This window comes from Rhizobium sp. 862_C5_N1_2, from assembly GCF_051811205.1.
Taxonomy (GTDB): Bacteria; Pseudomonadota; Alphaproteobacteria; order Rhizobiales; family Rhizobiaceae; genus Rhizobium; species Rhizobium leguminosarum.
On record NZ_JBPWPT010000003.1, the window covers coordinates 574,053 to 600,313 of the forward strand.

The window sequence follows — 26,261 nt, forward strand, 5'->3', positions numbered from 1 at the left end:
TCCTCCCGTTTATATGCGCCGATTATATAGAGCCGATTGCAGTGGCCGGGCCGGCCGGCAAGACTGCCGGGCCGGCCGCATCAGCTGAAATCAGATCGTCCAGCCGCCGTCGATGGCGATCGCCTGGCCCGACGTGTAGGTCGCGCCGGCGAGATAGACGGCGAGATCGGCGATCTCTTCCGGCGAGCCGAGCCGGCCCATCGGCTGGCGGGCGATGAAAGCGGCGCGCGCGGCGTCGTAATCGCCCTGCGCGCGCATGCGGTCCTGCAGCGACGGGCTTTCCACCGTGCCGGGGCAGATGGCGTTGCAGCGGATGCCCTGACCGACATAATCGGCGGCAACGGCTTTGGTGAGCCCGATCACGGCCGCCTTGGTGACGCCGTAGGCGAAGCGGTTCGGCACGCCCTTGATGCTGGAGGCGACGGAGGCCATGTTGATGATCGCTCCGTCCTTGCGCTCGATCATGCCGGGCAGCACGGCGCGGATGGTGCGGATCATCGCCTTGACGTTGAGGTCGAAGGCGAATTCGAGATCGGAATCCTTCATCTCGAGGATCGAGCCGGCATGGACGAAGCCGGCGCAGTTGAACAGCACGTCAACAGCCCCGATCTCGGCGACAAGGGCCTTGACCGCATCCTCTTCGAGCACGTTCAACTGATGGGTGAAAACGCCGGTTTCGGCGGCAAGCGTCGCCAACGCCTCGGTGTTGATATCCGTCGCGTGAACCCTGGCGCCGATCGCGGCAAAGGCTGCCGCCGTCGCCCGGCCGATGCCCTGACCGGCGGCGGTGATGAGAACGGTCTTGCCGGAAAGTCTGTTTGTCATGTCACGGGCCTTTTCTGGAATTGTCTACGCTGGACGATGGAGTGCGGTTGATGTCTTGGCGAAGCTCGGTCGTGATGGAGCGCGCCGGTCTGCTTCCAGAGATGCGCGGCTCTCTGCGTTAAATGGAGGAGTTGGCGCTGTTGCACAGGCAGATCGGCGGGGGATTCAGTCGATTGGCTGCTTTTTCGGCGATCTCCGCCGGCGGCGGGTCCGATGACCATTCCCATGCGCTGCACGGCCTTCCTCCCTGTCCCGGCTTGCTTATGATCCTGCCGCTCGGGCGCCTTCTGTACCTCAGTCGTTCGCTTCCGATCGACCTTTTTCAGTGATGATTTGTCTGTTTATAGACAAACAGACGATTGGCCAAGGGTCAAGTGCGAAGTTTTCCTTTTCCGGCTGCGGTTCTGCGTATATGCAGAGTGATATTCACAGGAGGAAGGACATGGAGTCCGACGAGTCCGACCGCTACCGCGCTCCTGCCCTCGACAAGGGCCTCGATATCCTGGAATTGCTCGCCGGCGTCGACAGCGGCCTCACTCAGGCCGAAATCGCCAAACGGCTCGACCGCAGCCCCAACGAATTCTACCGCATGCTCGACCGGTTGGTGCGCCGCGGTTACGTCACCCGGTTGGATGGCGACCGCTATTCGCTGACGCTGAAGCTCTTCGGTCTTGCGCAACTGCACGCGCCGGTGCGCCGGCTCGCCTCCTATGCCACGCCGCTGATGCGCGATCTCGCCCAGCGCACACGCCAGGCCAATCATCTTGCGGTCTTCGATCGTGGCGCGGCGGTTGTCATCGCCCAACAGGAGGCGCCGGACTATTGGGGATTCTCGATCCGCATCGGCGCCCATATCAGCCTCTTCGACACCGGCTCGGGCCATGTGCTGCTTGCCTTCCGCAGCGAGGAGGAGCGGGAGATGATGATCTCGGAACATGTGCGCAGCCGCTCGGACATCGAACTCGGCCCCGAATTCTACGATCGTCTCCACCAGATCCGCGAGCGCGGCTACGAGATGATGGCGAGCGCCCAGACATCAGGCGTCTACAATCTTTCCGCTCCCGTTCTTGGACCGGACCGCCGCTGCATCGCCGCCCTCACCTGCCCCTTTATCGCGCTCGTCAATGCGCCGTCCGCTCCCGATATCACGCAGGCGATCACGCTGGTGCAGAAGACCGCCGCCCAGCTTTCGCTGCTTGCCGGCGCCGATGTCGTCAACCCGGCCTGAGGCCTAAGAATTTCTATTTGAACAATCCATTCACCAGGAATAGGTTTGCCGCCAAACCACTCTGGGAGGAGAAGAGCGTGTTCATCGACACCCACCTGCACATCATCGATCGATCGGCCCTGCCCTATCCCTGGCTCTCAGGCGCGCCCGCTCTCGATCATGATTTCCTCTACGAGACCTATGCGACTGAAGCCCGGCGCTGCGGCATCACCACGGTGCTGCATATGGAGGTCGACGTCGATCCCGCCGCGATGCAGGCCGAGACCGATCACGTCGCCAGCGTCGCCAAAAAGCAAGGCAGTCTGATTGCCGGCGCCATCGTCTCCTGCCGGCCGGAAGAGGAAGGCTTTGCCGCCTATCTCGAGCGGCAAAAGGCCGATCCCTTCGTCAAGGGGTTCCGCCGTGTGCTGCATGTCGTGCCAGATGATGTTTCCGAAGGCGCCCTGTTTCGCGAAAACATCAGGCGCATGAGCGGGAGCGGCCTGACTTTCGACCTCTGCACATTGCCGCATCAGGCGAGCCGTGTAACCGCCCTCGTCGATCTTGCGCCTGATGTGCAGTTCGTTCTCGACCATTGCGGCGTGCCGGATATCCGCTCGGACGCCTTTCAGCCATGGAAGGCCGGCATATCAGAGATTGCCCGGCGGCCGAACGTGGTCTGCAAGGTCTCCGGCGTTGTCGCCTATGCCGATGCGAAGACATGGACGGCAGAAATGCTGCAGCCCTATCTCGAACATGTGATCGCAAGCTTCGGCTGGGACCGCGTCGTCTGGGGCAGCGATTGGCCAGTCTGCACGCTCGGTGGCGGCCTCTCTACCTGGGTCGCGGCGACCCATGCGATGCTCTCAGGTAGCAGCGAGGCAGAGCGCTCGAAGTTGCTTTTCGCCAATGCGCAGCGCCTCTGGTCGCTCTGACGTCACAAAATAAAGCGACCGGTCTCCTGGGCGTGCCATTTCGGCATGTTTTTTGTACCATTCCGGGACAAAAAACGCCCGATTTTCGGGCTTAACGCTATCTACATGCAAGCAATTGCTAGCCTTATTTATCTCGGCTAAAAGTTGTTGACACGGATATGGGGAATGACCCCTGTCCGCTGCCTTCAGAAGGGAAAATGAGATGAAAGAAGAACCGCATTCCGTCGATGTTCACGTCGGAAAGACGATCCGTATCCAGCGTCTGTTGAGGAAAGTTTCTCAGACGGAACTGGGCGATCGTGTTGGCGTAACGTTCCAGCAGATCCAGAAGTACGAAAAGGGTTCCAACCGCGTTTCCGCCAGCATGCTGGTCGAAATCGCCGGCGCGCTTAAGGTCGATGTCAGGACGTTTTTTGACGATCTGTCGACCCCTGATACGGCCAACGACAACCCCGCTCCGAGCGAGGAATTCGTTATTTCGCGCGAAGGCGTCCTTCTCAATGCGGCGTTCTTTTCGATCAAGAACGAAGCGCTTCGCAAGAAGATCCTGAAGCTCGTCCAGGCGATTGCCAACACCGAACAGTTGGAAACCGAAGCGGCCGAATAGACCGGTTGTCCTTCACGCGCTCCGAACGGACCGCATGAGGATCAATAGCGGTTGATCGGATCAGTAGCAATCGATCGGGCTCAATGGCGATCGATCAGGATTAGATTCTCGCTGGCATCCTTCATTGCGATCTTGGCTTTGCTGCCGAGCAGCTTCTCGAGATTGACGTCAAGCTCCCTGTCGGGATCTATGCCGTCCCAATCGATGACGACCTGCAGCAGCGCCATGTTCGTCAGGTGCATCAGATTGCGCAGCTGAAGCTTTTCAGCCTCATCCTTGGCTGCCGACAGCAGCCGGAAGATCCTTGCGTATTCGCTGCCGGTACCCTCGTTGTATTGATCAAACATCGTTCCCGCCTCTTTGGTCGTGGAACCCTACGATTCCATCAGTGCTGCATCATTCCGCCGCGACCGTTATTCAAGCGTTACAGGAACCGCATTGCGCGTGACTTCGGCGTGCAAGAGCTCCCAATGTGAGGTCGCGGCAAAGCGCCAGTCACGGTTGACGGGGAGGAATTTATCCCGGCTCAGCCATTCCAGCACCAGTCGCGCGTCGTTGCGCTTGCGCTCGACACGGCTGCCGCGGATGGCGGCGAGGATATGGTCGCGGCGCGGCTTGCGGAAATGGCACTCGTCGGCCACCCTCGCATAGGTGCGTTCGGAGAAATGCAGAAACCGGCCGGCCAGCAACAGCTTCTTGCGCTCGCCGGGCGAAATCTCGCCTTTGGCGTGAAGCGCATCGATCGTCGGCTCGAAATCGACCCAGGGAACGGAAAGCGGCAGCCAGCCGAGTTCCTGCGGCGCATGAACCAGCGCGACGGCCTCATCGTCGAGCAGCCGTCCGGACTCGTAATCTTCGAAGATCGAACCGAGCCCGACCATGCCGAAGGGGGCGCATTCGGCTGCCCGCAACGCCCCCATGCTGGCCCCGCCGGCAACGGCGACATCATGTTCGAGTGCGTAAAGTATTTCCTTGTGCCAGACCGAAGGCAGGTCGCCGAAATAGCCATCGACGAGGCCGATCGCCGTGGCGCCGGCCCGAACGGCCTTCAGGATATCGCCGGCGGCGGCCGGCGGTCGGAAGTCGATGAAAGGAGACATGGCTCTTGCAGCGGCAAGATCACTGCCAAGGCTCGGGCCGACGAACAGCACCTTCATGATTCGGCTCCTCTTATGGTGTTGACCGCGCGCATGCCGAGCTGGATGTATTGGCCTGATATATCGACCTCCAGTCCCGGCACGATCACTCTGACGACCGAGATCGGCAGGGATCGATGCGGAAAGGGCACGACGATGATCTGCTCGATGCCGGTCGCCGCCAGTCGGTCGGCAATATGGGCGATGGTATCCTGGATCGTCGCCGGGCGGCGATGACGGTCGTGGAACGCGCGCATCCGACCGTCGCCCTCGCAAAGTTCGACCACCTGCTGCATCGCCGCGCTCCGGTCGAGCCGCTGATAGATGCGCGGCGAGAAATCGTCGCGGCTGCCGGCGATCGCGGTCAGCCGGCTCTGCGCCGCTTCGGTGATGGCGCGCAGCGCGGCGCGCACGGGATCGGGGTGGCAGCCGCAGCCACCGCAGACATGCGACCAGCGCGCGTCGACACGGTCGGAAAGATTGCCTGGCATGATGACCGCCAGAAAAGCGGGAACGCCGATATCCGTCGTCATGTCGAGCAGCAGCAATTTCATGCCGGCGCGTGTGATCCGGTCGGTCATGACGTCGATAACCGCATCGCCGAAGGAGGCAGGGTCGACGCGGCTCTCCTTCAGGCGCTCCGGCGATTTCAGCTGGGTCAAGGCCCAGGCGTCGCGCTCCACCAGTTCGCAAAGCCCATGCAGGACCGCCTCGGACGGCGTGTTGCCGGAGGCAAGTCCGTCGCTCGACTGCTCGAAGCCCGGCGGCCTCTCGCCGCGATGATCGAGACCGACGAGCCACCAGGGCACGAAGACACTGCTGCTGGAAAGGATGTCGAGCCCCGTGCACCAGGGAATAGGCTTGCTGCCGATCTCGTCGGGCGCGCAGCGTGCGACATTGTCGAGATCGATCATCGCGGCCCGCTCCGCCCGCATGCTGTCGATCGTCGCCTGCGTCAGGTCGGCGGGGGCAATTTCGGCGATCCGCGTCTCGACTGCTTCCATCGCCGCCGAGGTCATGGCGGCATCATTATCGATACCCTTGCCCTGAAACACCGACAGCGTATGGCTGTTCGGCCTCGTTGCGAAGGCGACGGGGATGTTCAAGACATCGAGTGCAGTCAGCAGACCGACGCGCGTGATGCCGAATTCGCGCAGATGCGGCCTGACGGCTGCGAGGGTCTGAGCCGGCGTGACCGCGCGGTCATGATAATCGCTGACACCGGCCGATGATCGTTTAAGGTCACCGGCTAGCGTTTCAAGGTCGGTGAAAGCGGACATACCGATCTGTTCCTTAGCGGAACCTCAGCGCATGCGTCAGGCTCTCGAGCGCATTTGCGGAAACGTTGAGTTCGTCCTGCTTCAGGGCTGCCCTGGCGGCGGCAGAAAAGCGCAGAGACTGTGTCTGAGCTGCAGTGGTTTCAGCATTCGTCTTCATGTTCCATCTCCGATTGGTCAGGCAGCGCCTTGCTGCCGTTAACCATCGGAGGGAAACATTGCCTGCGTCATTTAAGCGTTACAGGCTTCGTTAAAAGGCGATGCAATCAAGGAAGACCGGCAAGATGCAGGCCCTTTATCAACGGTTCCGTATAGGCGGGATCGCGATCGGGGACGAAATGACGGATGTCCTCGCTGCGGAAATCCGGGAAGTTTTCCAACACCACCCTAGCGTAATTCCTGGCCTTGCTCGTATCGCCGGCCATGGCATGCGAGGCGGCGAGCAGACGGGCCGTTGCCTGCTTCGCTTTCACCGGTTCCAACGCCTCGATCGCCATTTCATATTCTTCGCGCATGAAGTGGATGCCGCCGAGGTTCCAGTAATAATAGTCCGGCGGCAGCGGATTGAGTTTGAAGGCCGCGCGGCTGAGCTCCAGCGCTCGATCGAAATCGCCATCATGAGAAAGCGCGTCAGCGAAATCGGCGAGGATGTCGGCGTCGTTGGGATTGAGATCCTGGGCCTGCTGGAAATATTCCAGGCTTTCGTCAAAGCGGCGGCGATAAAGCGCCACGAAGCCGAGCTCGCGGTAGGCCCGGCCGCTGTTCGGGTCGGACTGCTGCGCCTGCCGGGCAGCACCGTTCGCCTCGTCAAGCAGTTCCTTGTCCCGCATGCCGCGGATCAGCCATTCCATGCCGAGCGCGCGCGACATGCCAGCATGGGCGGCAGAGAAATGTTCGTAACGATTGAGCGAGGATTTGAACCATTTGCGCGCCTGGCGCAGATGCTGCAGATCGGTCTGGGCGATCAGCCGCTTGCCTTCCAGGTAGAGACGGTAGGCGGACGGCGGCGCCTCGCCGATCGGTATCGCCAGTTCGTGGCGCTCGATCGTGTCGGCGAGCGAGGAGACGATCCGCCGCGTCAGATGCGCGAAGGATTCGCTGATCTTTTGCATGACCAGCGGCAGCTCGATGGCCCAGATCACTTCCGAGGTCGTCGTCCGCGTCAGCCGGCAGGTCGCAAAGACATCCTCGTCGCGGCCCTGGATGGTGACGTAGACCGCATAGTCGAAGCTGAGGTCGAGCGGACCGGGTACGGCACGCGACGGATCGATCGAACGGCTGAGGATCTCCAGGCTCGTATGCGCCGCGATCACCTTGAAGCCGCGCTGCTGGCTGAGGCCGATGGTGACGTCTTCGAGAAGCGCCCTGCCGACGCGCTCCATCAGCGGATCGGTGAAGATACTTTCCGGCGGCAGAATGATGATGCGCGGCTGGCCGACCGTATTGACGGAAAGGTTAAGCGCCGACTGAGGATGTCCCGACGTCGCCTGTGCTGCCGGCACCAGGTTGAGTTCACGGGCAAGAGCGGTGGTGCTTTCTTCCGGCTCGGTGTCGAAATCGTCCTTCAGCTGGCTCTTGCACTTCAGATAGGCCTGACGCGCCGCTGCCGGATCGTTCATCCTGACATAGGTGCGCATCAAGGCGCGATAGGCCGTCTCGCTGGCAGGGTCGAGTTCCAGCAGGCGCCTGGCAAGCGTGACCTGCTCTTCATCAGATCGGTCTTCTGATGTCTCGACCAGCCGGGTGAGATGGGCGGAGCGCAGTTCGTCGACGCGCTGGCGCTCAAAGGTCAGCCAGTCCTCGGCGCCCTGCGTCGGCGATTTGACGCCTTCGAGCAATTCGCCGTTCAGCAGGCCGCCGTCTTCGGGTGCGAGTGGCCCTTTCTGTTTCAGGATATGAACATCGACCTCCCAGCCATCGGCAAGGCCGATATGGGTTCGGGTCGCGGCAAGCAGCTGTGGAAGGCCGGCGGGAACGCTCTGCTCGATGCGCGCCAGCAGCTGGCGCAGGCTGCCGGCCCGTTTTTCCGGCAGTTCCGATTGCCAGAGCTGTCGCCTGACGGTTTCGCGGTCGAGTTCGAAATTGGGTTCGGCGGCGAGCATGGCGAGGAGAAAATAAGACTTCTCCGGCAAGGGGAGTTCCGTCCCCGCCGCCAGCAATCGCGGTCTTCCGAGCAGGCACAGCCTGTTCGTCAGCATCTGCCGGATGTCCATCGCATCTCGGTTCTCACCCCTGAAAGCCAAGGCGCACAAGCGCACCGGCCAATCCAAAGCATGTTAGAACCATAAGAGGCCGGCGCATAGCGGTTTTGCTTTAAAAAGAAGAATTTTCATCGAATATTTGCATATTCTCGCGCCACACGGGGAGGAAATGCTTGCCAACACTTTCGTGAGGATGCGGTTTGCGTTTCGTGACGGCAGGTTATTTCCACTGCCGGTGGTCCATATCACCCACTATTCCCAACCAAATCGAGGCCGCGTTAAAGGCCGAGCGCCGTGATGTGCTCGATCGAACGCCGGGCGAAGCGGCGCCAGTCGGCCGGATTGTGATGCTCGGTGACGATATACTCAGCCTTTGTCTCGCGGAAGAGTGGTACGAATTTTTCCCAGTCGATGATGCCGTCGCCGGTCGCAGCCCAACCGTCTTCCGTCGTGGCGCCCTTCGGGCGAATTCGACGGTCGCCACGGGCGCTATGCCTATTACGACACGGTGCCCGATCTCGGCGTAATGATCGAACTGCTGGAATTCGACAGCGACAAAGAAGCCCAGCCGAAGCAGGCTTGAGGGATCACAGCGCCTGTGCAATCCGTTTCGGGCTGACCTCCGTCGCGGCCGCGGCTTCGACGAAATCGAGCCCGATGTCCAGCACCGGGGCGCTGTGTGTCAGCCAGCCGACCGAAATGAGGTCGACACCGGAAGCAGCGATTGCGGCAGCCGTTATCGGCGTGACCCGGCCGGATGCCTCGGTGATGGCCCGGCCGGCGACGATGGCGACGGCCTCGCGCAGCTGATCCGGCGTCATATTGTCGAGCAGAACGGCATCGACGCCGGTCTCCATCGCTTCACGCAGCTGATCGAGGGTGTCCACTTCGACCTCGATCTTCACCATGTGGCCGACGCCTGCCCGCGCCCGACGGATCGCTTCAGCGACCCCACCGGCGATGGCGACGTGGTTGTCCTTGATCAGCACCGCATCATAGAGTGCGAAACGATGGTTCATGCCGCCACCGGCCCGCACCGCATATTTCTCCAGCGCCCTGAGGCCGGGCGTCGTCTTGCGCGTGCAGGCGACGGAAGCCTTGGTGCCCCTGATGGCGGCGGCGATCCCTGCCGTCACTGTGGCGATGCCAGAGAGGTGACCGAGGAAATTCAGCGCGGTGCGCTCGGCGCTCAGCAGGCCACGCGACGGGCCTGCCATGGTGGCGATCACATCGCCGGGTTTTACCGCGTCGCCGTCCTGGAGATGGCGGCGCATGACGATTTCGGGATCGACGAGGGCGAAGGCGAGTTCGGCCGCATCGAGACCGGCAATCACGCCCGGCTGGCGGGCCGCCATCACCACCGTCGAGTGGTGATCGCGAGGGATAACCGATGCCGAGGTGATATCGCCGGCAAGACCGAGATCTTCGAGCAGGGCGGCCCGCACCAAGGGTTCGACGATCAGGCGCGGAAGGGGAACAAGGCTCATCTTAGGCACTCCTTGCAAGGGCATAGGGCGGCGTCGCGCGGGCGATCTCCAGAACGTCGGAAAGGCACATCTGGCGTCGGTTGGCATTGGCGAGCTTCAGCCGAAAATCGGTGCGGGCATGGGCGCCGCGCGATTCCATCCGCAGGCTGGCAAAGACGGCGATCTGCAGTGCGACGATGGCCGGATCGGCGGCAGGGCCGTTGCCTTCGGCAAGCGGCAGCAGTGCGGTGATCGCGCCATGAAGGGCGCCGGCATTGCGCAACACGCCGAGATGGCGCGAGACGATCGGCCGCACGACTGACGCATCGGAGGGCGCCGGGAGACTCCCGGCGGAGATGGGGCCGGTACCACTCGCCGGCATGCCTGAAATGTCGCGTGCAGCCCGCATGCCCATGACAGCCGCCTCCAGCAGCGAATTGCTGGCAAGCCGGTTTGCGCCGTGCAGGCCGGTCGAGGCCGCCTCTCCGGCGACCCAGAGACCGGGAACCGAACTGCGGCCATTTGCATCCGTGGCCACGCCGCCCATGTGATAGTGAACGGCCGGGCGCACAGGAATGAGGTCTCTCGCCGGATCGATGCCGGCCTCGCCGCAAAGGCTCGAGATGACAGGAAAGCGAGCGGCAAAGCGGCTGCCGAGAGCATCGCGGGCATCGAGAAATACTCGTCCGCCGCGGGCGATTTCGGCGCTGATCGCCCGTGCCACCACGTCACGCGGTGCAAGCTCGGCCCCTGGAATGCGGGCCATGAACCGTTCGCCGCGTTCGTTGACGAGCAAAGCCCCCTCCCCGCGCACTGCCTCGCTGATGAGCGCCAGCGGCCTGCGGCGTGAATCGAGCGCCGTTGGATGGAACTGGACGAATTCCATATCGGCGAGCGCGGCACCGGCCCTTGCTGCGAGCGCGATCCCCTGGCCAAAATTGCCCATCGGATTGGTGGTCGCGTCGTAAAGCCCGCCAATGCCGCCGGTGGCGAGCACCACCCGTGAAGTCGGCAGAATGGCGGCGCCATTCGCGGTCGCGCAGAGCAGGCCGGCGACCTGCTCGCCGTCCATCACAATCCGCCGCGCCTCGAAACCTTCGAGGACAGTGATGGCAGGCGTTGTCATCACCGCCTTGATCAGCGCGGCGATGATCGCCGCACCCGAGCCATCGCCTTCGGCATGGACAATACGGCGGCGATTGTGCGCAGCCTCCAGCCCGAGCGAGAGTTCGCCGGCGGCATTCCGGTCGAACCGCACGCCGGCTTGCTCCAGCGCGGCGATCGCCGCCGGTGCCTCGGCGATGATACCAGCGGCGACCGCCGGATCGCAAAGCCCGTCGCCGGCGGCAAGCGTATCGGCAAGATGCAGCGCCGCACTGTCGTCGGCGCCGACGCTGGCGGCGATGCCGCCCTGCGCCCAGGCGCTCGATGTTTCCGCGCCAAGGGCCGCGCGGGTGACGATCACGGAAGGTTCGGGCGCCAGCGTCAGCGCGGTCATCAACCCCGCAAGCCCGCTGCCGACGATTACCGTGCGTCCGGCAAGATGCTCGAGAAACTCGGTCATATGGCCAGCATCCTTTCGACGGCGCGGCGCGCGGCGACAGCAATCGCCGGATCGACCGTCACCTCGTGGCGGTTTTCCTCGAGGGCGGCGCGGATATTGGCCAGCGTGATCCGCTTCATGTGCGGGCAGAGATTGCAGGGGCGAATGAATTCGACATCGGGATGGTGCACGGCGACATTGTCGCTCATCGAGCATTCGGTGAGCAGCACGACGCGCGCCGGTTTCTGCCTGCCGACATAATCCGACATGACAGCTGTGGAGCCAGCGAAATCAGCTTCGGCCACCACATCGGGCGGGCATTCGGGATGGGCGAGCACGGTTACGCCGGGATGGTTTTCGCGCAGCTGGCGCACGTCCTCGGCGGTGAAGAGTTCATGCACTTCGCAATGGCCATGCCAGGCGATGATCTCGACATCAGTCTCGCGGGCGACGTTGCGCGCCAGATATTCGTCCGGGATCATCAGCACCTTCGGCACACCGAGCGATTCCACCACCTGTTTGGCATTGCCCGAGGTGCAGCAGATATCGGAGGCAGCCTTCACCGCGGCCGAGGTATTGACATAGGTTATAATGGGCACGCCGGGATGAGCCTGGCGCAGCAGGGCGATATCCTCGGGCGTGATCGAATCCGCCAGCGAACAGCCGGCGGCGAGATCCGGGATCAGCACGGTTTTCTCGGGGTTCAGCAGCTTGGCGGTCTCGGCCATGAAATGCACGCCAGCAAGCACGATGACATCGGCATCGACCTCGATTGCCTTGCGGGCGAGCGCCAGGCTGTCGCCGACGATATCGGCCACGCCGTGGAAGATCTCCGGTGTCTGATAGTTGTGCGCGAGAATGACGGCGTTGCGGCGGCGCTTGAGTTCGAGGATCGCGTCGACGTCATTTTCGAACGTCATCCATTCGGCTTTGGGAATGACGCGGCTGACGCGCTCGTAGAGCGAGGATGCGGAAACAGGATAATTCATGACCGGCTCCTAATTATGCTCCAATTGAGCATATCATAGGCAAAGAGATATTCTCACGGTGAGCATATGTCAATTGCGGGAGAGCGGTAATTTCGTTCCTGCCAGCGCCCGTTCTTCGAGCACGGTGTGGCGAAAGCGGAAAAGCTTGGCCGGCCGGCCGCCGGTTTCGCTTTCCGTGCCGCCGGTTTCCTCGACCAGTTCCTGCTGTTCGATGAGGCGGCGGAAGTTCTGCTTGTGCAGCGTCAGCCCCGCCAACGCCTCGATGGTGCGCTGAAGCCTCAGCAGCGTGAAGCTCTCCGGCATCAGCTCGAAGACGACGGGGCGGTATTTGATCTTGGCGCGCAGTCGGGCGATTCCGGTTGCGAGAATACGGCGGTGATCGGCAAACATTGCCAGGCCGAGATTGGCCTCCGCGCCGCATCCGGCTTCCGAGACGAGCCCCGCCTCATAAAGCAGTTCGTAGCGCTGCAGGGCCAGATCCTCGTTCCAGCCGCCGCCATCGAGGCCGAAGGTGAAATCCGCCCGGCGATGGCGATGGTCGCGCCTTGCCGGATCGGCATCGGCCCAGCTCCTCAGGCGCGCCATGATCTCGTCAAGCACGGCTGGCCGGCCCTGCCGGTGGTCTTCCCAGGGGAAATATTCGTACCAGCCGTGCCATCCCGGCCGGCCGGCGCCTGACTGCTCGTTGACGAGGCCGAGATAGCTGATCGAGATCGTCCGCCCGCCTGGGATGTCGTTGTTCCGGTCGCGGTCGGCGAAGGTATAGAGCTGTTCGAGATAACCAACGGGGTGTTCCGTCTGCTCCTGCACCCATTCGCGCAGGCCCGATTGCAGGGTGCGATGGCCCATTTCGAAGGGGCCCGACGGCAGCGCATTGCCGGAACGGATCGTCATTACGCGCGGCTCGTCCCCCGTCACCGCGACGAGCACCGCAATCAATTCCGCATGCGCAAAGCCGATCGTCACAGGGGACCGAATACTCCGTTCCGAATGAATCGAACGGATAATTTCTGACACAGGCCGGGACGGAAGCCAATGGAGGGGAAGCGCCTTTGCGGCGCTTCCCACATGATCGAGGCAACAGAGCGCGTTTGCCCTCAGCTATTGCCCGTCTCGCTTTTCAGCCGCTGCAGGAAGAATTCCAGTTCCGCGTTGTCGATACCGACGAGATGACGCTTTTCCGGATAGGCGCCGGTCCTGACATCCTCGGCAAATTCGGTGAAGGCGGCGATGCGCTCGCGCTGCAGCCGGTCGTGTTCGTCGGCGAAGTTGCGATAGACCTTGGCATGACGCGGATAGTGGTCGCGATTGGCGCCGAGCACGTCGTCGGCGAAGAGATATTGGGCGTCGCAGCCGCTGCCTGCGCCCATGGAGATCATCAGCATCGAGGTGTTGCTGCTGATGGCGGCAGCCACATCCCCTGGGACGACTTCGATTTCGGCGGCGAAGGCGCCGGCCTCTTCCAGCGCCTTGGTCTGCCGCCAGATCTCGGCGGCACTCGCCGCCGTCTTGCCGACGGCGCGGAAGCCGCCTGTCCAGGTTGCCTTCGAGGGGATCAGCCCGAGATGGCCGCAGACCGGGATGCCCTCGTCCCGCATGCGCCGGATCGTCTGCAGGCTTGCGGCGCAATAGACCGCGTCGCCGCCTGCCTTCAGCGCCGCAAAGGCCGCACGCAGATAGTCCTCGGCCGAGACATGGTCGCCATATTCGAGCCCAGGAATGGCAAAGGGCGTGGGGGCGATCTCGCGAAAGACCGGGCCGAGCAGCGAGGGCGGCACGGAGACAATGTCGATCCCCGCCTTTTCGGCGGCTTCCGCCTCCTCCAGCGAGGTGACGCGCAGCATGGTGAGCTGGCGCTTGCCTTTTTCCGAAAGCAGATCGGCGACGGTTGCGCGTCTATGTTTTTTCATCATCAATTCCTTTGAAAAAATCGGGTGAAAATATCGGGCAGCTCAGGCGGCCAGCAGGGATTTCAGCTTGATGTCGCTGGCTGCGAGTGCTGCCGGGTTCGGATGGGCGCGCGCTGCGATCAGCATTTCGGCGAGCCTGATGTCGCGTGCCACCGCATTGCCCGGCCCGATGCCGCTTGCAGCGATCAATCGTCCGCCGGCGTCGAGATGGAAGAGAATGAAGGCGCCTGCGCCGAGCTCGCGGCGCTGATGCGTGGCGGCCCCTTCGGCAAGGCCTGATATCTGCAGCGTCATGTCGTATTGATCCGACCAGAACCACGGCACCGCCGATACGGCTTCGTCGAGGCCGAGCATGTTGGCCGCGGCCAATGTGCCCTGCTCCTGGGCATTGCGCCAGGATTCGAGCCGTACCCGCCGGCCGCCATAGATCGACAGCGGAAAGGAGCAGCAATCGCCGGCTGCGAAGACATCAGGAGCAGAGGTCTGGAGATAGGTGTCGACCGCAATGCCGTTGTCGATTGCCAGCCCGGCCCTTTCGGCGATCTCGACATTCGGGCGTGCACCGATGCCGACGAGGACGAGATCGGCTTCGATCACCTCGCCGGTCGACAATCGGATCAGGGATTTTCCTGTTTCCTCAGTCAGCGCTCCGATGGAGACGCCGCAGCGGATATCGACGCCTTCAGCGCGATGGCGCTCAGTGAGCAGATGAGCGATCTCCTCCGGCACGCCACGCTTCAGCACGCGTTCCAGCCCCTCGATGACGGTGACCTCGGCGCCAAGCAGCCGCGCCGTGGCCGCAAGTTCCAGTCCGATGAACCCGCCACCGATGATGGCGATATGCCGTCCCGGCTTCATCGCATCGCGCAGTGCTGCCGCATCGTAATGCGTCCGCAGCGAACGAATATGCGGGCTGCCTTCGGGTGCGCCGGGGAACGACCGCGCGGCCGCACCCGTCGCAAGCAGAAGCTTGCTGTAGGAAAGCACCGTCCCGTCCGAAAGCGTGACGGTCCTGGATGCGGGATCGAAATCCCTTGCCTCCAGGCCGGTCAGCAGCCGGATGCCGTTTTCGACATATTTTTCCGCCGCGGCGATGAATTTCGGATCGCTTGCATCGGTGGAGCCGGCCTTCGAAAGCGGCGGCCGTTCATAGGGCGGAAGCGGCTCGGCGCCGACTAGCGTTATCTCGCCGGCAAAGCCCTTTTCCCGCAAGGCGAAGGCGGCGCGCGCACCGCATTCGCCCGCGCCCAGGATGACGTAATGAGCCATGCCGGCCTCCCTCAGAGCGAGATGAAGACGGCGCCGTCTTCGATCTTGACAGGATAGGTCTTGAGATTGACGCAGACCGGCGCACCCTTGGCTTCGCCCGTCTTGTAGTTGAAGCGGCCATTATGTTTTGGACATTCGATGATCTCATCCATGACAAGCCCGTCGGCGAGGTGGATATGTTCATGCGTGCAGAGCCCGTCGGTCGCGAAGAATTCGTCGTCCGGGCTGCGATAGACCGCGAAGGTGCGCCCGCCATGATCGAAGCGGATGACATCCTCCTCGTCGATCTCGTCCTTGTCGCAGACCTGGATCCAATTTCCGCTCATCTTGTCCTCCCTTGATTGTCGTTATTGCGCGGCCGGGGCCAGCTCGTTGTGAAATTCCTCGCGATAGGGCCGCGCGGTGGCCGGCAGTTCGCGCTTAAGGAAATAGTCCTCGTTGCGCAGCTGGCGCAGGAAGGCAGGGATCATCTCGCGATAGCCGGACAAGATCGACGGGTTCGGTGCCGGCAGGTCGTGCTTGATCATCGCGTGCAGCTGGGGCAGCGCGTGGTAGGGCACCATCGGAAACATGTGATGCTCGACGTGGTAGTTCATGTTCCAGTAGATGAAGCGGCTGATGGGGTTCATATAGACCGTGCGGCTGTTCAGCCGATGGTCGGTCACATTGTCGGCAAGGCCGCCATGCTGCAGCAGTCCGGTCAGCACATGGTGCCAGGCGCCGTAGAGGCGCGGCAGGCCGATCAGCATCAGCGGCAGGATCGAACCCATGGCGATCGCGGCCGCGATCGTTGCGATATAGATCGCCAGCCAGATGCGGGCGATGCGGATGGTCTTTGGCTGCTCCATCTCGGGAATAAAGGTTTTTTCCGCCGCGCTGACGCCGCCGAAGGCATTGCGCAGCATGTCGACGATTGCATGCCAGGCGTCGAGGATGCCGAAGAAATTAAGCACCAGCCGGAAGAGATCGGGCGGCCGCATGACGGCGATCTCGGGATCGCGGCCGACGATCACTGTGTCGGTGTGATGGCGCGCATGGCTCCAGCGCCAGGTCACCGGATTGCGCATGATCATGAAGCAGGCAATCTGGTAGACGACATCGTTCATCCAGCGCGTCTTGAAGGCGGTGCCATGGCCGCATTCGTGCCAGCGGCTGTCGGAGGCCGAGCCGTAGAGCACGCCATAAGCGAGGAAGAAGGGCAGCGCGACCCACGAGCCCCAGAAATAAATGCCGAGCCCGGCAAGGACGACCATGCTGCCCAGCCAGAGGGCCGTGTCGCGGATCGCCGGCGCATCGGAGCGCTGCATCAGCGCCTTCATCTCCTTGCGGGGAATGTCGGTGTGATACCATTCGGCTGCCGCCAGCCCCGTCTCGACGGCGGTGCGGCCGCTTTCGCCGAGAAGGTCGTAGTCGCGCTTCTTTGTCTGGGTCGCCATTATCCGCCTCCCGTTGCCCTTGTCTGGGAGAATAGGTTGACTTTGGAAAGCGCTCAATGCAGGCTTGATATATTCTATCAAAAGCCATCATGAATGGCTTGCATTCATGATTGAATCCATCAGGAACGCCGATGCGCCGTCCCACCATATCCGATCTCGCCCGCGCCTCCGGCGTTAGCGTCGCCACCGTCGATCGTGTTCTCAACGCGCGCCACAGGGTGCGCGAGGAAACGGCGCGACGGGTCTATGATGCAGCGCAGTCGATCGGCTATCACGCCGTCGGCCTGATCAAGCAGCGCGTTTTCGAGGATCTGCCGCAATACAGGCTCGCCTTCCTGCTGCAGAAGCCGATGCAGCCCTTCTATCAGAGCTTCGTGCGCGAGATCGAAACCGCAGCGCGCGCGGTGACAAACGCGCGCATCCAGACGCAGATCGACTTTCCGTCAGCCGCGACACCGGCTGCGATCGTCGAAAAGATCAAGACGCTCGGCGCTCGCAACCAGGCCGTTGCTCTCGTTGGCCCGGATTATCCGGCGGTGACAACGGCGGTCGAAGAGCTGAAAGAGCGCGGTATTCCGGTGTTTTCGCTGCTTTCCGACCTCGCCACGGGCGTGCGCGACGCCTACGTCGGTGTCAACAACCGCAAGGTCGGGCGTACTGCCGCCTGGACGATTGCGCGCACGGCACACAAGCCCGGCAAGGTCGCCTGTTTCGTCGGCAGCCACCGCTTTCATGGCCATGAGCTCAGAGAAATCGGCTTTCGCTCCTATTTTCGCGAGAATGCGCCTGAGTTCGATGTCGTCGACACGCTGATCAATCTCGAGACTGCCGAGATCACTCATGAGGCGACGTTGACGCTGCTGCAGAAACATCCCGATCTCGTTGGCCTCTATGTCTGCGGCGGCGGTATGGAAGGGGCGATCTCGGCATTCCGCGAAGAAGGCGTCGGCGGCAAGATCGTCCTCGTCGTCAACGAGCTGACGCCCGACAGCAAAGCCGGCCTTGCCGACGATATCGTCGCCATGGCGATCGGCACCCCCCTGCCCGCACTCTGTAAGGAGTTGATGGTCCTGATGACGGGCGCCATCGAAAACGGCGAAACGGCTGTTCCCGGGCAGCTCTTCCTGCCTTTCGATATTCATATTTCCGAGAACATCTGAGGCGTGATGGAATTCCATCGTTCCGTTCGAAATTCTGTCAGCAATGAAAGCCGGCGCCGGCGATGACGGATGGATTGCGACGCGAATTCCGATAGAGATTCGCTGACCCATTCACGAGGACCGCTCCGCCCTGACGCGGAGATCAGGAGGAGAACCAGTCATGACTTCGATCCGTTTTGCGCTCAACCATATGGCCGCGCCGTTGCTTGCCATCGACGATTTTTTCGCGCTGGCCCGATCGCTCGGCATCGATGCCGTCGAGATTCGCAACGACCTTTCCGGCAATGCCATCCTCAACGGCACCAAAGCTGAAACGATAAAGGAGGCTGCTGCCCGCCATGGCGTGACGATCATCTCGATCAATGCCCTGCAGCGCTTCAATGAGTGGAATGCGACCCGGGCCGCCGAAGCGCAGGAACTGATCGATTATGCCGGCGCGTCCGGCGCCAAGGCGCTCGTCCTCGTTCCGAAGAACGACGGCACCGGCTGCGCGGATGGCGAACGGCAGGCCAATCTGCGCCAGTCTCTGGCCGCGCTGAAGCCGATGCTCGAGGAAGCCGGCATTATCGGTCTCGTCGAGCCGCTCGGTTTCGAGATCTGCTCGCTGCGCTCGAAGACCGAGGCAGCCGAGGCAATCAGGGAACTCGGTGCGGAATCAACCTTCAGGCTTGTCCACGACACCTTCCACCATCACCTTGCCGGCGAAGCGGCTACCTTCCCTGAGCTGGCCGGCCTCGTTCACATTTCCGGGGTCAGCGATCCCTCCGTTTCCGTTGCCGACATGCGCGATTCCCATCGCGTGCTCGTGGACGGCGACGACCGGCTCGACAATGCCGGGCAGGTCAGGGCGCTGCTGCAGGCGGGCTATACCGGCCCGTTCTCCTTCGAGCCCTTTGCAGCGGAGGTGCATGCGCTGAAAGACCCGGTCGGTGCGCTTCGTGCCAGCATGGATTATCTCAGCGCCCGGGTCTAAAAGCCGCGCGGTGGCTTGACGCTACTCTCTACCCCTAAACCGTCGTTGATAGGCCGGGTCGTAGAGCGAGCTTTCACGAAAATCCTCGGCCACGAGCGAGGGGCCGACGAAGATGATCGCCGTGCGTTCGATCGGTTCGGCGGCAACCTTTGCCTCGATATCGGCGAGCGTGCCGCACAGGATACGCTCGTCCGGCCAGGAAGCCTTGACGACGATCGCGACAGGGCAGTCGACGCCGTAAAGCGGCGTCAACTCTTCGACCACTTGCTTCAGCGCGTGGATTGCCAGATGGATTGCCAGCGTGGCGCCTGTCGCGCCGAATTTTGCCAGTGTCTCGTCGTTCGGCATTGGTGACGCGCGGCCGGAAACGCGGGTCAGCACCAGGCTCTGCGCCACGGCCGGGATCGTCAGCTCTCGGCCGAGGGCTGAGGCCGCGGCGGCAAAGGCCGGAACGCCTGGCGTCATCGTATAGTCGATGCCGTGTTTTTGAAGCCGGCGCACCTGCTCGGCGACCGCACTCCAGACCGAGAGATCGCCGGAATGCAGCCGGGCGACATCCTGGCCCGCCGCGGCAGCGCGAAGATATTCTGCCTCGATCTCGTCGAGCGACATCGGCGCCGTATCGACGATGCGCGCGCCCGCCGGACAATATTGCAGCAGTTCGGCCGAGACGATCGAGCCGGCATAGAGACAGACCGGGCACCGGGCGATGAGATCACGGCCACGCACCGTGATCAGATCCGCAGCACCTGGTCCCGCGCCGATGAAATGCACCGTCATCTTGTCATCCTTTCGTCCAGCGCCACTGCGTTACCGGCATTGCCGGCCGCCAGCCGGTCATGCCGCCGACGGGCTGGGCGCGCGATATTTCGATCCGCGTGAGGAAGCCGCCGCGTTTGGCATGTTCACTGAGCAGCACCGCTTCCATCTCCAGCGTCACGGCATTGGCAACAAGCCGCCCTCCCCCCTTCAGCGCGGCAATCACAGTATCGACAACACCCGGCTCGCTACCGCCGCCGCCGAGGAAGATCACATCCGGTTCCGGCAGCCCCTTCAGCGCATCGGGCGCCGTACCCTCAATGACGGCGAGATGCGGTACGCCGAAGGCGGCTGCATTGCGGGCGACTCGTGCGGCCCGTTCCGGCGATTGTTCGACGGCGATTGCCTTCAGGCTGGGATCGGCCAGCATCCATTCGATGCCGATCGAGCCCGAGCCTGCGCCGATATCCCAGAGCAGTTCGCCGTGACGCGGCGCGAGTGCGGAAAGCGTCATCGCCCGGATTTCACGCTTGGTGATCTGTCCGTCATTCTCGAACAGCTCGTCTTCGAGCCCTGCGGCAAAAGGCAGGATGCGAGCCCCCTCCCCTGCCGCAACATCGACGGCGCAGACATTTAGAGGATCGATGTCCACGAGATCGAAATCCGCAGCCACAGCACTTCTTTGCCGTTCCCGAGCACCGCCAAGCGCCTCGAGCACCGTAAGTCGCGACTGACCGAAGCCAGCAGCAGTCAGCAGGGCAGCCAGTTCGCGGGGGCCCTTGTCGTCCGAGGTCAGCGCGAGGATGCGCCGCCCGGGGTGCAGATGCGGCCGGATCAGGTCGATCGGCCGTCCATGCAGCGAGATCGTCGCGACGTCCTGCAGCGGCCAGCCAAGGCAGGAGGCAGCAAGGCTGAAGGCCGAGGGTGCGGGGATGGTGCGCATCTCTTCCGCTGCCACATGGCGGGAGAGCGTTGCGCCGACGCCATAGAGAAAGGGATCGCCAGAGGCGAGCACGACAACAGGCGTGCCGCGCCTTTCAAGGATGGCCTCGACCGAGCGCTCGAACGGGCTCTGCCAGGAAAGCCTTTCGCCTGTGATCAGCGAGGCAGCGAGTGCGTGGTGTCGCGCACCGCCGAAGACGGCGGGTGCGGTTGCGATCAGCCTCTTCGCCGCCTCGCCCAGCCCTTCTGGACCATCCTCGCCGATGCCGATAATAGTCAGCCAACGCTGGCCGGACGGAGGAGCGACATCAGACATGGGACGACCCCGCATCTTGATCCTCGGCGGCACCAGCGAGGCGCGGCTGCTGGCCGAGGCGCTCGCGGCGCGGGATGATTGCGATGTTTTGTTGTCGCTTGCCGGACGCACCGAAAAACCGGCCACGCAGCCTGTTCCGGTCCGCATCGGCGGTTTCGGCGGCGCTGCCGCACTCGCCGATTTCCTGAAGGCCGGCGGATATGACCTGTTGATCGACGCCACGCACCCCTTCGCCGAGCGAATTTCGGCCAATGCCGCTTTCGCAGCTGGGACCACCGGCATTGCTGCCATCGCTCTGCGCCGTCCCGAATGGCAACGCCGGCCGGGCGATCGCTGGCGGGACGTGCAGAGCATTCCGGCTGCCATCGAAGCGCTTGGCCCCTCCCCCCGCCATGTCTTCCTGGCGACGGGCCGGCAGGGTGCGCATCATGCGGAAGCCGCACCGCAACATCACTATCTTATTCGCAGCGTCGATCCCGTCGAACCGCCGCTTGCGCTTGATAATGTCGACTACATCCTCGATCGGGGTCCGTTCACGCTGGACGGTGAATGCGATCTGCTGAGACAGCACGATATCGACGTCATCGTCGCCAAGAACAGCGGCGGTGCGGCCACCTATGCGAAGATCAAGGCCGCCCGTCTGCTCGGTATCGAGGTGATGATGGTGGCGCGCGCGCCGGTCTCTATGGTCAAGGCGGTCGAAACTGTCGAGGCGGCGCTGGCGGCGATCGATCACCTGTTTCCTCCCGCCATGAAACGCGGCGTATAGACGAGGTCCAGCCTGCCTGGCCGCGTGACGATGCGTGTCTCAGCCGAGCCGATGATGATGCAGGTCGCCATATCCGCAATCGACGCATCCGCCTGCGACAGCGGCTGGACCGCGATGCGCTCGTCCGGCCGCCCGGCCGCGCGCCCGAAAATAACCGGCGTTGCTGCAGGCAGATGGTTGCGCAACAGCTTGAAGGCGTCGCCGAGCTGCCATGGCCGCGCCCGGCTGATCGGATTATAGAGCGCGATGACGAAGCCCGCTTTTGCCGCCAGTTTAAGGCGTGTTTCTATTATATTCCAAGGCTTTAGATTGTCAGACAGCGATATGGCGCAGAAATCGTGGCCAAGCGGGGCACCGGCTCTTGCCGCCACGGCCAGCATCGCCGTGATGCCGGGCAGAATGGTGAGATCGACCGAGCGCCAGGCGGCCGGCCCGTTCTCGATTGCCTCGCAGACGGCGGCCGCCATGGCGAAGACGCCGGGGTCGCCGCCGGAGACGACGCAGACCTTCGCGCCGTCAGCCGCCATGGCGAGGGCTGCCCCCGCCCTGTCGAGCTCCTCGCGATTGTCCGAGGCATGGCGCAGCTGATCGTCGCGAAGCTGCAGCCTGTCGAGATAGGGTCCGTAGCCGAAGAAATCCGTTGCCTGGTCGACGACGGTCAAAGCCTCCGGCGTCATCTGCTCGGGATTGCCGGGGCCGGTGCCGATCACGAAAAGCCTGCCGCTCATCGGCTGCCCTCCCAGCCCGGCACCAGCACCAGCGAAAAATACGGGGCATCGCCGTCTGTCCTGTCGGCAAGCTTTTCCATCGCCGCATTCGCCATGGTGCCGCGCTCGACATAGACGGCTTCCGCAAGCCGGCCGGCCGCTGCGAGCGCCCGGCGGATCTTCGGCAGATTGCGGCCGACCTTCATGATGACGGCGGCCTGCGTATCGGCAAGGCGGCGCGTCAGCTCGGTCTCGGCCATCGTACCGGGCAGTACGGTAAGCACGTCGTCGCCCTGGACGATCGGCATGCCGGCAAGCGACCAGCAGCCCGACATGGCGCTGATGCCGGGGATCACTTCCGTCGGGTAGCGCTGGGAAAGCCTGACATGCAGATGCATATAGGAGCCGTAGAAGAGCGGATCGCCTTCGCTGAGAACGGCGACGGTCAGTCCGGCATCGAGATACCCGGCGACCGCTTTGGCAGACAGATCGTAGAATTGGGTGATCAGGCTCTGATAGCGTTCGTCGTTCTTGTCGATCTCGGTCGTCACGGGATAATAGAGCGGCAGCAGCGTCACGCCTGATTTCAGCAGCGGCTCGACGATCGCCTTGCCGTTGCCGCCCCTGCCCTGCTTGGCGAAATAGGCGATCACATCCGCGCCTTCGATGGCGCGCACGGCTTTGAGGGTGAGGAGCTCCGGATCGCCGGGACCCGTGCCAACGCCGATGAGACGGCCGCTTGTCGTCATAGGCCTGGCCTCGCCAATGCATTGATGGCGGCAGCCGTCATGGCGCTGCCGCCGAGCCGGCCGCGGACGATGGCAAAGGGTACGCCGTAGGAATTTTCCGCCAATGCATCCTTGGATTCCGCCGCGCCGACGAAGCCCACAGGCATGCCGAGGATCGCCGCGGGTTTCGGGGCGCCGTCGCGCAGGAGTTCAAGCAGATGGAAGAGGGCGGTCGGCGCATTGCCGATCGCGACAACGCTGCCGCCGAGCCGATCGAGCCAGAGATGCATGGCGGCGGCCGAACGCGTATTGCCGGTCTCGCGCGCAAGCTCCGGTGTCGCGGGATCGCGCAGCGTGCAGATCACCTCGTTCAGCGCCGGCAGCCGCGCCCGGGTGACGCCCTGGGACACCATTTCCGCGTCGCAGAAGATTGGCGCGCCACCCTTCAGCGCATCGCGCGCAGCGCTGACGAAATCGGCGGAAAACAGGAAATGTTCCGCTGCCTCGACCAGCCCGCAGGCATGGATCATGCGCACGGCGATTTCGGCTTGATCGTCGGTGAAGCGCGAAAGATCGGCCTCGGCACGGATAATGGCAAAGGAACGCTCGTAGATCGCATCGCCGCTGCGGATATAATCGTAGTCTGGCATTCCTATTCCTGTCGCAGCGCCTTCGAAACACCGGTGGCGCCGAGCCGTGTAAGGCAGGCGGCGGTCGATTCGCCAGCGTCTTTGTTGTCTTCGATGGACCGGGCGAGCCTCTCTATAGCGAAATCGATCCGACCGCCAGCGATCCGTTCGTCCGGCTGATCCGCCGCAAGCCCATTGAGGATGAGCCCATAACCTTCCGCTGAGCCCGTCAGGGTCAGCGCCGGCCGGGCATGAGCGCAGCCCTTGGCGCAGCCGGATAGATGCAGCGTCAGCGAACCGTCGAAAAGGGCAGGTGCTGCGGCAATGAGACGGCGCGCAAGGGTCCGCGTCTCGTAGAAAGCGGAACCGCAGGCGCCGGCGCCGGCACAGGCGGCGATATGCTCGGTATTCTCGCCAGGCTGGCTGCTGAAGCCATGTCTGGCTGCGGCGATCTGCATAGCCAGCACTGCATCGTCGGAAAGCCCGATGAGGAAGAAACCGCGACCGGGCGCAAGCCGGATGGCTGTTGCGCCACGGGCCTTTGCCAGATCGAGCAAAGCGACCAGATCGGGCGCTCTCATCTGCCCGAATTCCGGCCTGACGCCGAGTATGATTTTGCCGTCGTCAAGCCTGTGCGAGCCGGCAAGCGGCATGACTGCCGCGCGAGACGAAATGAATTGAATGCCATCCATCGCGGGAAAACGCGCCCGCAGAAGCGTCGCGTCGATATCCTTTGCTCGCCTGCCCTGCCCGAGGGTCGCCAACAAGCTCAGAATTTCGCCAACGGCTGATATCGCCGCCTCCGCAGGACCGATCGCGACTGGGATTGCAGTTTCACCGTCGCCATTGATCGCGACAAGCCAATCCGCGCCGAATTGCGCGACGACACGAATGTCGGCGGACAGTGCTGACAATCCGAAGGAACCGCCGCCGTCGACGATAAGCGAGAGCTTCGGCGCGAGCCGCGGCGAGGCAAGCAGATCGTGGAGCGTAGCACGCAAGGCCATTTCCATCACGGCCGGATCGCTTATCTCCTCCGGGTCGATGCCGTGCAGCGGCGATGTCTCGATTGCCGGCCCTTCCGGCACGGTGATACCGGCGGCATCGATATCGGCCGCGAGCTGTCCGACGGTCTCAGCCCGAAGGCCTCGGATCTGCAGATTGCCGCGGGCGGTGATTTCGAGAATGCCGTTTCCATGTGCTGCGGCGGAGCGGGCAAGGCTTGCGAACTGCGACAGCGTCAACGTGCCGCCGGTCGGCCGCAGCCGTACCAGCAAACCGTCGCCGGTCGGCATCGGCGCGGCAAGGGCGGGGCAGGCGCCGCGTCTACCCATCTTTGCCGCCGGGCGACCGTGCAGATCCGCCTCGCCTGTCCTGTCGCTTGCCTTTGCGGCCTTAATGCTCATTCTCGATCCTCTGGCCACTTCTTACATGATCGCAGCCGGGCCGGCAAAGCATGCTGGAAAGGCTTCGCACTGGCTAATCGTCGAAATCCCGTCCCTTGCGCAGAAGATAGATGTCCATGATCCAGCCGTGCCGCTGCCTGGCCTCGGCCCTGAGCGTCAGAATGTCGGTGGCGATGTCGCCAAGTCGTCCTGATCTGACGATCTCGTCCTTGGTGCCGAGATAGGCGCCCCAGAAGATCTCGGCATCGGGATCGTCGATCTTCGCAAAAGCCTGTTCGCCGTCAAGCATGACGACGGTGCTGTCGGTTAGAAGTCCATCCTGTGCCAGCCTGCGCCCTGTGGTGATCTCGATCGGTTTGCCGACGAGGTTGACGGGGATTCTGTGGCTGGCCGCCAGCGCCTGGATGCTGGTGATGCCGGGGATGACGCTGTAATCGAAATCCAGGCTGCTTTCCTGCCGCACGCGTTCGATGATGCGGATCGTGCTGTCGTAGAGACTGGGATCGCCCCAGACGAGAAAGGCGCCGCTGCCATCATCAGGGAGACCGGAGATCAGTTCTGCATAGATGCCGGCGATCTCACCGTGCCAGGCGTCGACGCTCCGCACATAGGTCTTGTCTGCCGTCTGCCTTTGCGGCACCGCGAACTCTGAAATCCTGCCGGCCGGCCGTGTGAAATAGCGGTCGCAGATATCCCGCCGGATTTCGGCGAGCTCTTCCTTGCCGACGCCCTTGACCGGCAGGAAGACCACGTCGGCTGCGTTCATAGCGTTGATGGCCTGTATGGTCAGGTGCTCCGGGTTGCCCGTGCCGATGCCGATGATATGGATATGCTTCAAGCGGATGCTCCCCGTTGAGTCCTGGCGGTCATGCCGAAAAAGCTTGGACGTCGCAAGGGCTGAACGATGAGTTGGCCGCGGCCAACCGGGCCTGTGGATAGTGGCTTAGCCCTATTGTTGCTGCGAATCCCGAATCGTGTCACTTTTGATACGCTTTTTGACGCTATGTTGACAGAAAAGCGCATCGAAAAGGATTGGGTGTTTTGGACAACATTAGCGTATCGACGACAGAT

The 26,261-nt window shown here is 62.9% G+C and carries 27 protein-coding genes; 6 read left to right on the forward strand and 21 right to left on the reverse strand.

Annotation, left to right across the window (positions count from 1 at the left end; translation table 11 throughout):
- Positions 1 to 90 precede the first annotated feature (90 nt).
- Positions 91 to 825, reverse strand: a complete 735-nt coding sequence (locus ACD590_RS32645; RefSeq protein WP_018246192.1) for an SDR family oxidoreductase — start codon at positions 823 to 825, stop codon at positions 91 to 93.
- 442 nt (positions 826 to 1,267) lie between these two features.
- Here ACD590_RS32645 and ACD590_RS32650 point away from each other — a divergent pair, with 442 nt between their 5' ends.
- From ACD590_RS32650 to ACD590_RS32660, 3 genes are all read left to right on the forward strand, one after another.
- Positions 1,268 to 2,053 (forward strand): IclR family transcriptional regulator, encoded by a 786-nt coding sequence (locus ACD590_RS32650; RefSeq protein ID WP_018448727.1) that lies wholly within the window; start codon positions 1,268 to 1,270, stop codon positions 2,051 to 2,053.
- A gap of 77 nt (positions 2,054 to 2,130) precedes the next feature.
- Positions 2,131 to 2,967 carry an amidohydrolase family protein gene (locus tag ACD590_RS32655; RefSeq protein ID WP_439004223.1) on the forward strand — a complete coding sequence of 279 codons (837 nt, stop codon included), beginning with the start codon at positions 2,131 to 2,133 and terminating at the stop codon, positions 2,965 to 2,967.
- Positions 2,968 to 3,169: 202 nt separating this feature from the next.
- The gene (locus tag ACD590_RS32660) at positions 3,170 to 3,574 is read left to right on the forward strand and encodes a helix-turn-helix domain-containing protein (protein WP_018246197.1); all 405 of its coding nucleotides are present in this window, start codon (positions 3,170 to 3,172) and stop codon (positions 3,572 to 3,574) included.
- Between the two features lie 80 nt (positions 3,575 to 3,654).
- On the opposite strand, the gene ACD590_RS32665 is transcribed toward ACD590_RS32660, so the two are convergent.
- From ACD590_RS32665 to ACD590_RS32725, 13 genes are all read right to left on the reverse strand, one after another.
- Positions 3,655 to 3,921: a hypothetical protein gene (locus ACD590_RS32665; RefSeq protein WP_011655326.1), complete on the reverse strand. Its 267-nt coding sequence runs from the start codon at positions 3,919 to 3,921 to the stop codon at positions 3,655 to 3,657.
- 66 nt (positions 3,922 to 3,987) lie between these two features.
- Positions 3,988 to 4,731 carry a TfuA-like protein gene (locus tag ACD590_RS32670; RefSeq protein ID WP_439004224.1) on the reverse strand — a complete coding sequence of 248 codons (744 nt, stop codon included), beginning with the start codon at positions 4,729 to 4,731 and terminating at the stop codon, positions 3,988 to 3,990.
- Positions 4,728 to 5,990: a YcaO-like family protein gene (locus ACD590_RS32675; RefSeq protein ID WP_439004225.1), complete on the reverse strand. Its 1,263-nt coding sequence runs from the start codon at positions 5,988 to 5,990 to the stop codon at positions 4,728 to 4,730. Before ACD590_RS32675 ends, ACD590_RS32670 begins: the two co-directional genes overlap by 4 nt.
- A 13-nt stretch (positions 5,991 to 6,003) precedes the next feature.
- Positions 6,004 to 6,147, reverse strand: coding sequence for a hypothetical protein (locus ACD590_RS32680; protein WP_003553391.1), 144 nt, complete (start codon positions 6,145 to 6,147; stop codon positions 6,004 to 6,006).
- A gap of 106 nt (positions 6,148 to 6,253) precedes the next feature.
- Positions 6,254 to 8,200, reverse strand: coding sequence for a BTAD domain-containing putative transcriptional regulator (locus ACD590_RS32685; protein ID WP_050566358.1), 1,947 nt, complete (start codon positions 8,198 to 8,200; stop codon positions 6,254 to 6,256).
- A gap of 575 nt (positions 8,201 to 8,775) precedes the next feature.
- Entirely contained in the window at positions 8,776 to 9,699 is a 924-nt protein-coding gene (gene nadC, locus ACD590_RS32690; RefSeq protein WP_439004226.1) for a carboxylating nicotinate-nucleotide diphosphorylase, read from the reverse strand.
- On the reverse strand, positions 9,677 to 11,218 hold the full coding sequence (locus ACD590_RS32695) for an L-aspartate oxidase (RefSeq protein WP_439004227.1): 1,542 nt from the start codon (positions 11,216 to 11,218) through the stop codon (positions 9,677 to 9,679). The genes nadC and ACD590_RS32695 overlap by 23 nt, the downstream gene beginning before the upstream one ends.
- Positions 11,215 to 12,186 carry a quinolinate synthase NadA gene (nadA, locus tag ACD590_RS32700; protein ID WP_439004228.1) on the reverse strand — a complete coding sequence of 324 codons (972 nt, stop codon included), beginning with the start codon at positions 12,184 to 12,186 and terminating at the stop codon, positions 11,215 to 11,217. Before nadA ends, ACD590_RS32695 begins: the two co-directional genes overlap by 4 nt.
- Positions 12,187 to 12,255: 69 nt before the next feature.
- On the reverse strand, positions 12,256 to 13,254 hold the full coding sequence (locus ACD590_RS32705; RefSeq protein WP_197728785.1) for an NUDIX hydrolase: 999 nt from the start codon (positions 13,252 to 13,254) through the stop codon (positions 12,256 to 12,258).
- Positions 13,255 to 13,283: 29 nt separating this feature from the next.
- A complete protein-coding gene (locus ACD590_RS32710) occupies positions 13,284 to 14,099 on the reverse strand; it encodes a 3-methyl-2-oxobutanoate hydroxymethyltransferase (protein WP_439004229.1) in 816 nt (271 codons plus the stop codon).
- A gap of 39 nt (positions 14,100 to 14,138) precedes the next feature.
- A complete protein-coding gene (locus ACD590_RS32715) occupies positions 14,139 to 15,365 on the reverse strand; it encodes an NAD(P)/FAD-dependent oxidoreductase (protein ID WP_439004230.1) in 1,227 nt (408 codons plus the stop codon).
- Between the two features lie 11 nt (positions 15,366 to 15,376).
- On the reverse strand, positions 15,377 to 15,691 hold the full coding sequence (locus tag ACD590_RS32720; protein ID WP_003553420.1) for a MocE family 2Fe-2S type ferredoxin: 315 nt from the start codon (positions 15,689 to 15,691) through the stop codon (positions 15,377 to 15,379).
- A gap of 21 nt (positions 15,692 to 15,712) precedes the next feature.
- Positions 15,713 to 16,801, reverse strand: a complete 1,089-nt coding sequence (locus ACD590_RS32725; protein ID WP_439004231.1) for a fatty acid desaturase family protein — start codon at positions 16,799 to 16,801, stop codon at positions 15,713 to 15,715.
- A 131-nt stretch (positions 16,802 to 16,932) separates the two neighbouring features.
- Here ACD590_RS32725 and ACD590_RS32730 point away from each other — a divergent pair, with 131 nt between their 5' ends.
- Both ACD590_RS32730 and ACD590_RS32735 read left to right on the forward strand, forming a co-directional pair.
- On the forward strand, positions 16,933 to 17,961 hold the full coding sequence (locus ACD590_RS32730; protein ID WP_168319781.1) for a LacI family DNA-binding transcriptional regulator: 1,029 nt from the start codon (positions 16,933 to 16,935) through the stop codon (positions 17,959 to 17,961).
- A 160-nt stretch (positions 17,962 to 18,121) separates the two neighbouring features.
- Entirely contained in the window at positions 18,122 to 18,934 is an 813-nt protein-coding gene (locus tag ACD590_RS32735; RefSeq protein WP_439004232.1) for a TIM barrel protein, read from the forward strand.
- Between the two features lie 21 nt (positions 18,935 to 18,955).
- Here ACD590_RS32735 and cobM read toward each other — a convergent pair whose 3' ends face one another.
- Both cobM and cbiE read right to left on the reverse strand, forming a co-directional pair.
- Positions 18,956 to 19,714, reverse strand: coding sequence for a precorrin-4 C(11)-methyltransferase (gene cobM / locus ACD590_RS32740; protein ID WP_131704136.1), 759 nt, complete (start codon positions 19,712 to 19,714; stop codon positions 18,956 to 18,958).
- 4 nt (positions 19,715 to 19,718) lie between these two features.
- Positions 19,719 to 20,951, reverse strand: a complete 1,233-nt coding sequence (gene cbiE / locus ACD590_RS32745; RefSeq protein ID WP_439004233.1) for a precorrin-6y C5,15-methyltransferase (decarboxylating) subunit CbiE — start codon at positions 20,949 to 20,951, stop codon at positions 19,719 to 19,721.
- On the opposite strand from cbiE, the gene ACD590_RS32750 reads away from it, so the two are divergent.
- Entirely contained in the window at positions 20,950 to 21,720 is a 771-nt protein-coding gene (locus ACD590_RS32750; protein WP_439004234.1) for a cobalt-precorrin-6A reductase, read from the forward strand. The genes cbiE and ACD590_RS32750 overlap by 2 nt on opposite strands.
- On the opposite strand, the gene ACD590_RS32755 is transcribed toward ACD590_RS32750, so the two are convergent.
- The 5 genes from ACD590_RS32755 to cobF form a co-directional block, all read right to left on the reverse strand.
- Positions 21,684 to 22,448 carry a precorrin-3B C(17)-methyltransferase gene (locus tag ACD590_RS32755; RefSeq protein ID WP_439004235.1) on the reverse strand — a complete coding sequence of 255 codons (765 nt, stop codon included), beginning with the start codon at positions 22,446 to 22,448 and terminating at the stop codon, positions 21,684 to 21,686. The two genes, ACD590_RS32750 and ACD590_RS32755, sit on opposite strands and share 37 nt — an antisense overlap.
- A complete protein-coding gene (locus ACD590_RS32760) occupies positions 22,445 to 23,176 on the reverse strand; it encodes a precorrin-2 C(20)-methyltransferase (protein ID WP_130759799.1) in 732 nt (243 codons plus the stop codon). The genes ACD590_RS32755 and ACD590_RS32760 overlap by 4 nt, the downstream gene beginning before the upstream one ends.
- Positions 23,173 to 23,805, reverse strand: a complete 633-nt coding sequence (locus ACD590_RS32765) for a precorrin-8X methylmutase (protein WP_027665409.1) — start codon at positions 23,803 to 23,805, stop codon at positions 23,173 to 23,175. Before ACD590_RS32765 ends, ACD590_RS32760 begins: the two co-directional genes overlap by 4 nt.
- A 2-nt stretch (positions 23,806 to 23,807) precedes the next feature.
- Positions 23,808 to 25,190, reverse strand: coding sequence for a precorrin-3B synthase (cobG, locus tag ACD590_RS32770; protein ID WP_439004236.1), 1,383 nt, complete (start codon positions 25,188 to 25,190; stop codon positions 23,808 to 23,810).
- Between the two features lie 73 nt (positions 25,191 to 25,263).
- Positions 25,264 to 26,028 carry a precorrin-6A synthase (deacetylating) gene (gene cobF, locus ACD590_RS32775; RefSeq protein ID WP_130748252.1) on the reverse strand — a complete coding sequence of 255 codons (765 nt, stop codon included), beginning with the start codon at positions 26,026 to 26,028 and terminating at the stop codon, positions 25,264 to 25,266.
- Between the last annotated feature and the right edge of the window lie 233 nt (positions 26,029 to 26,261).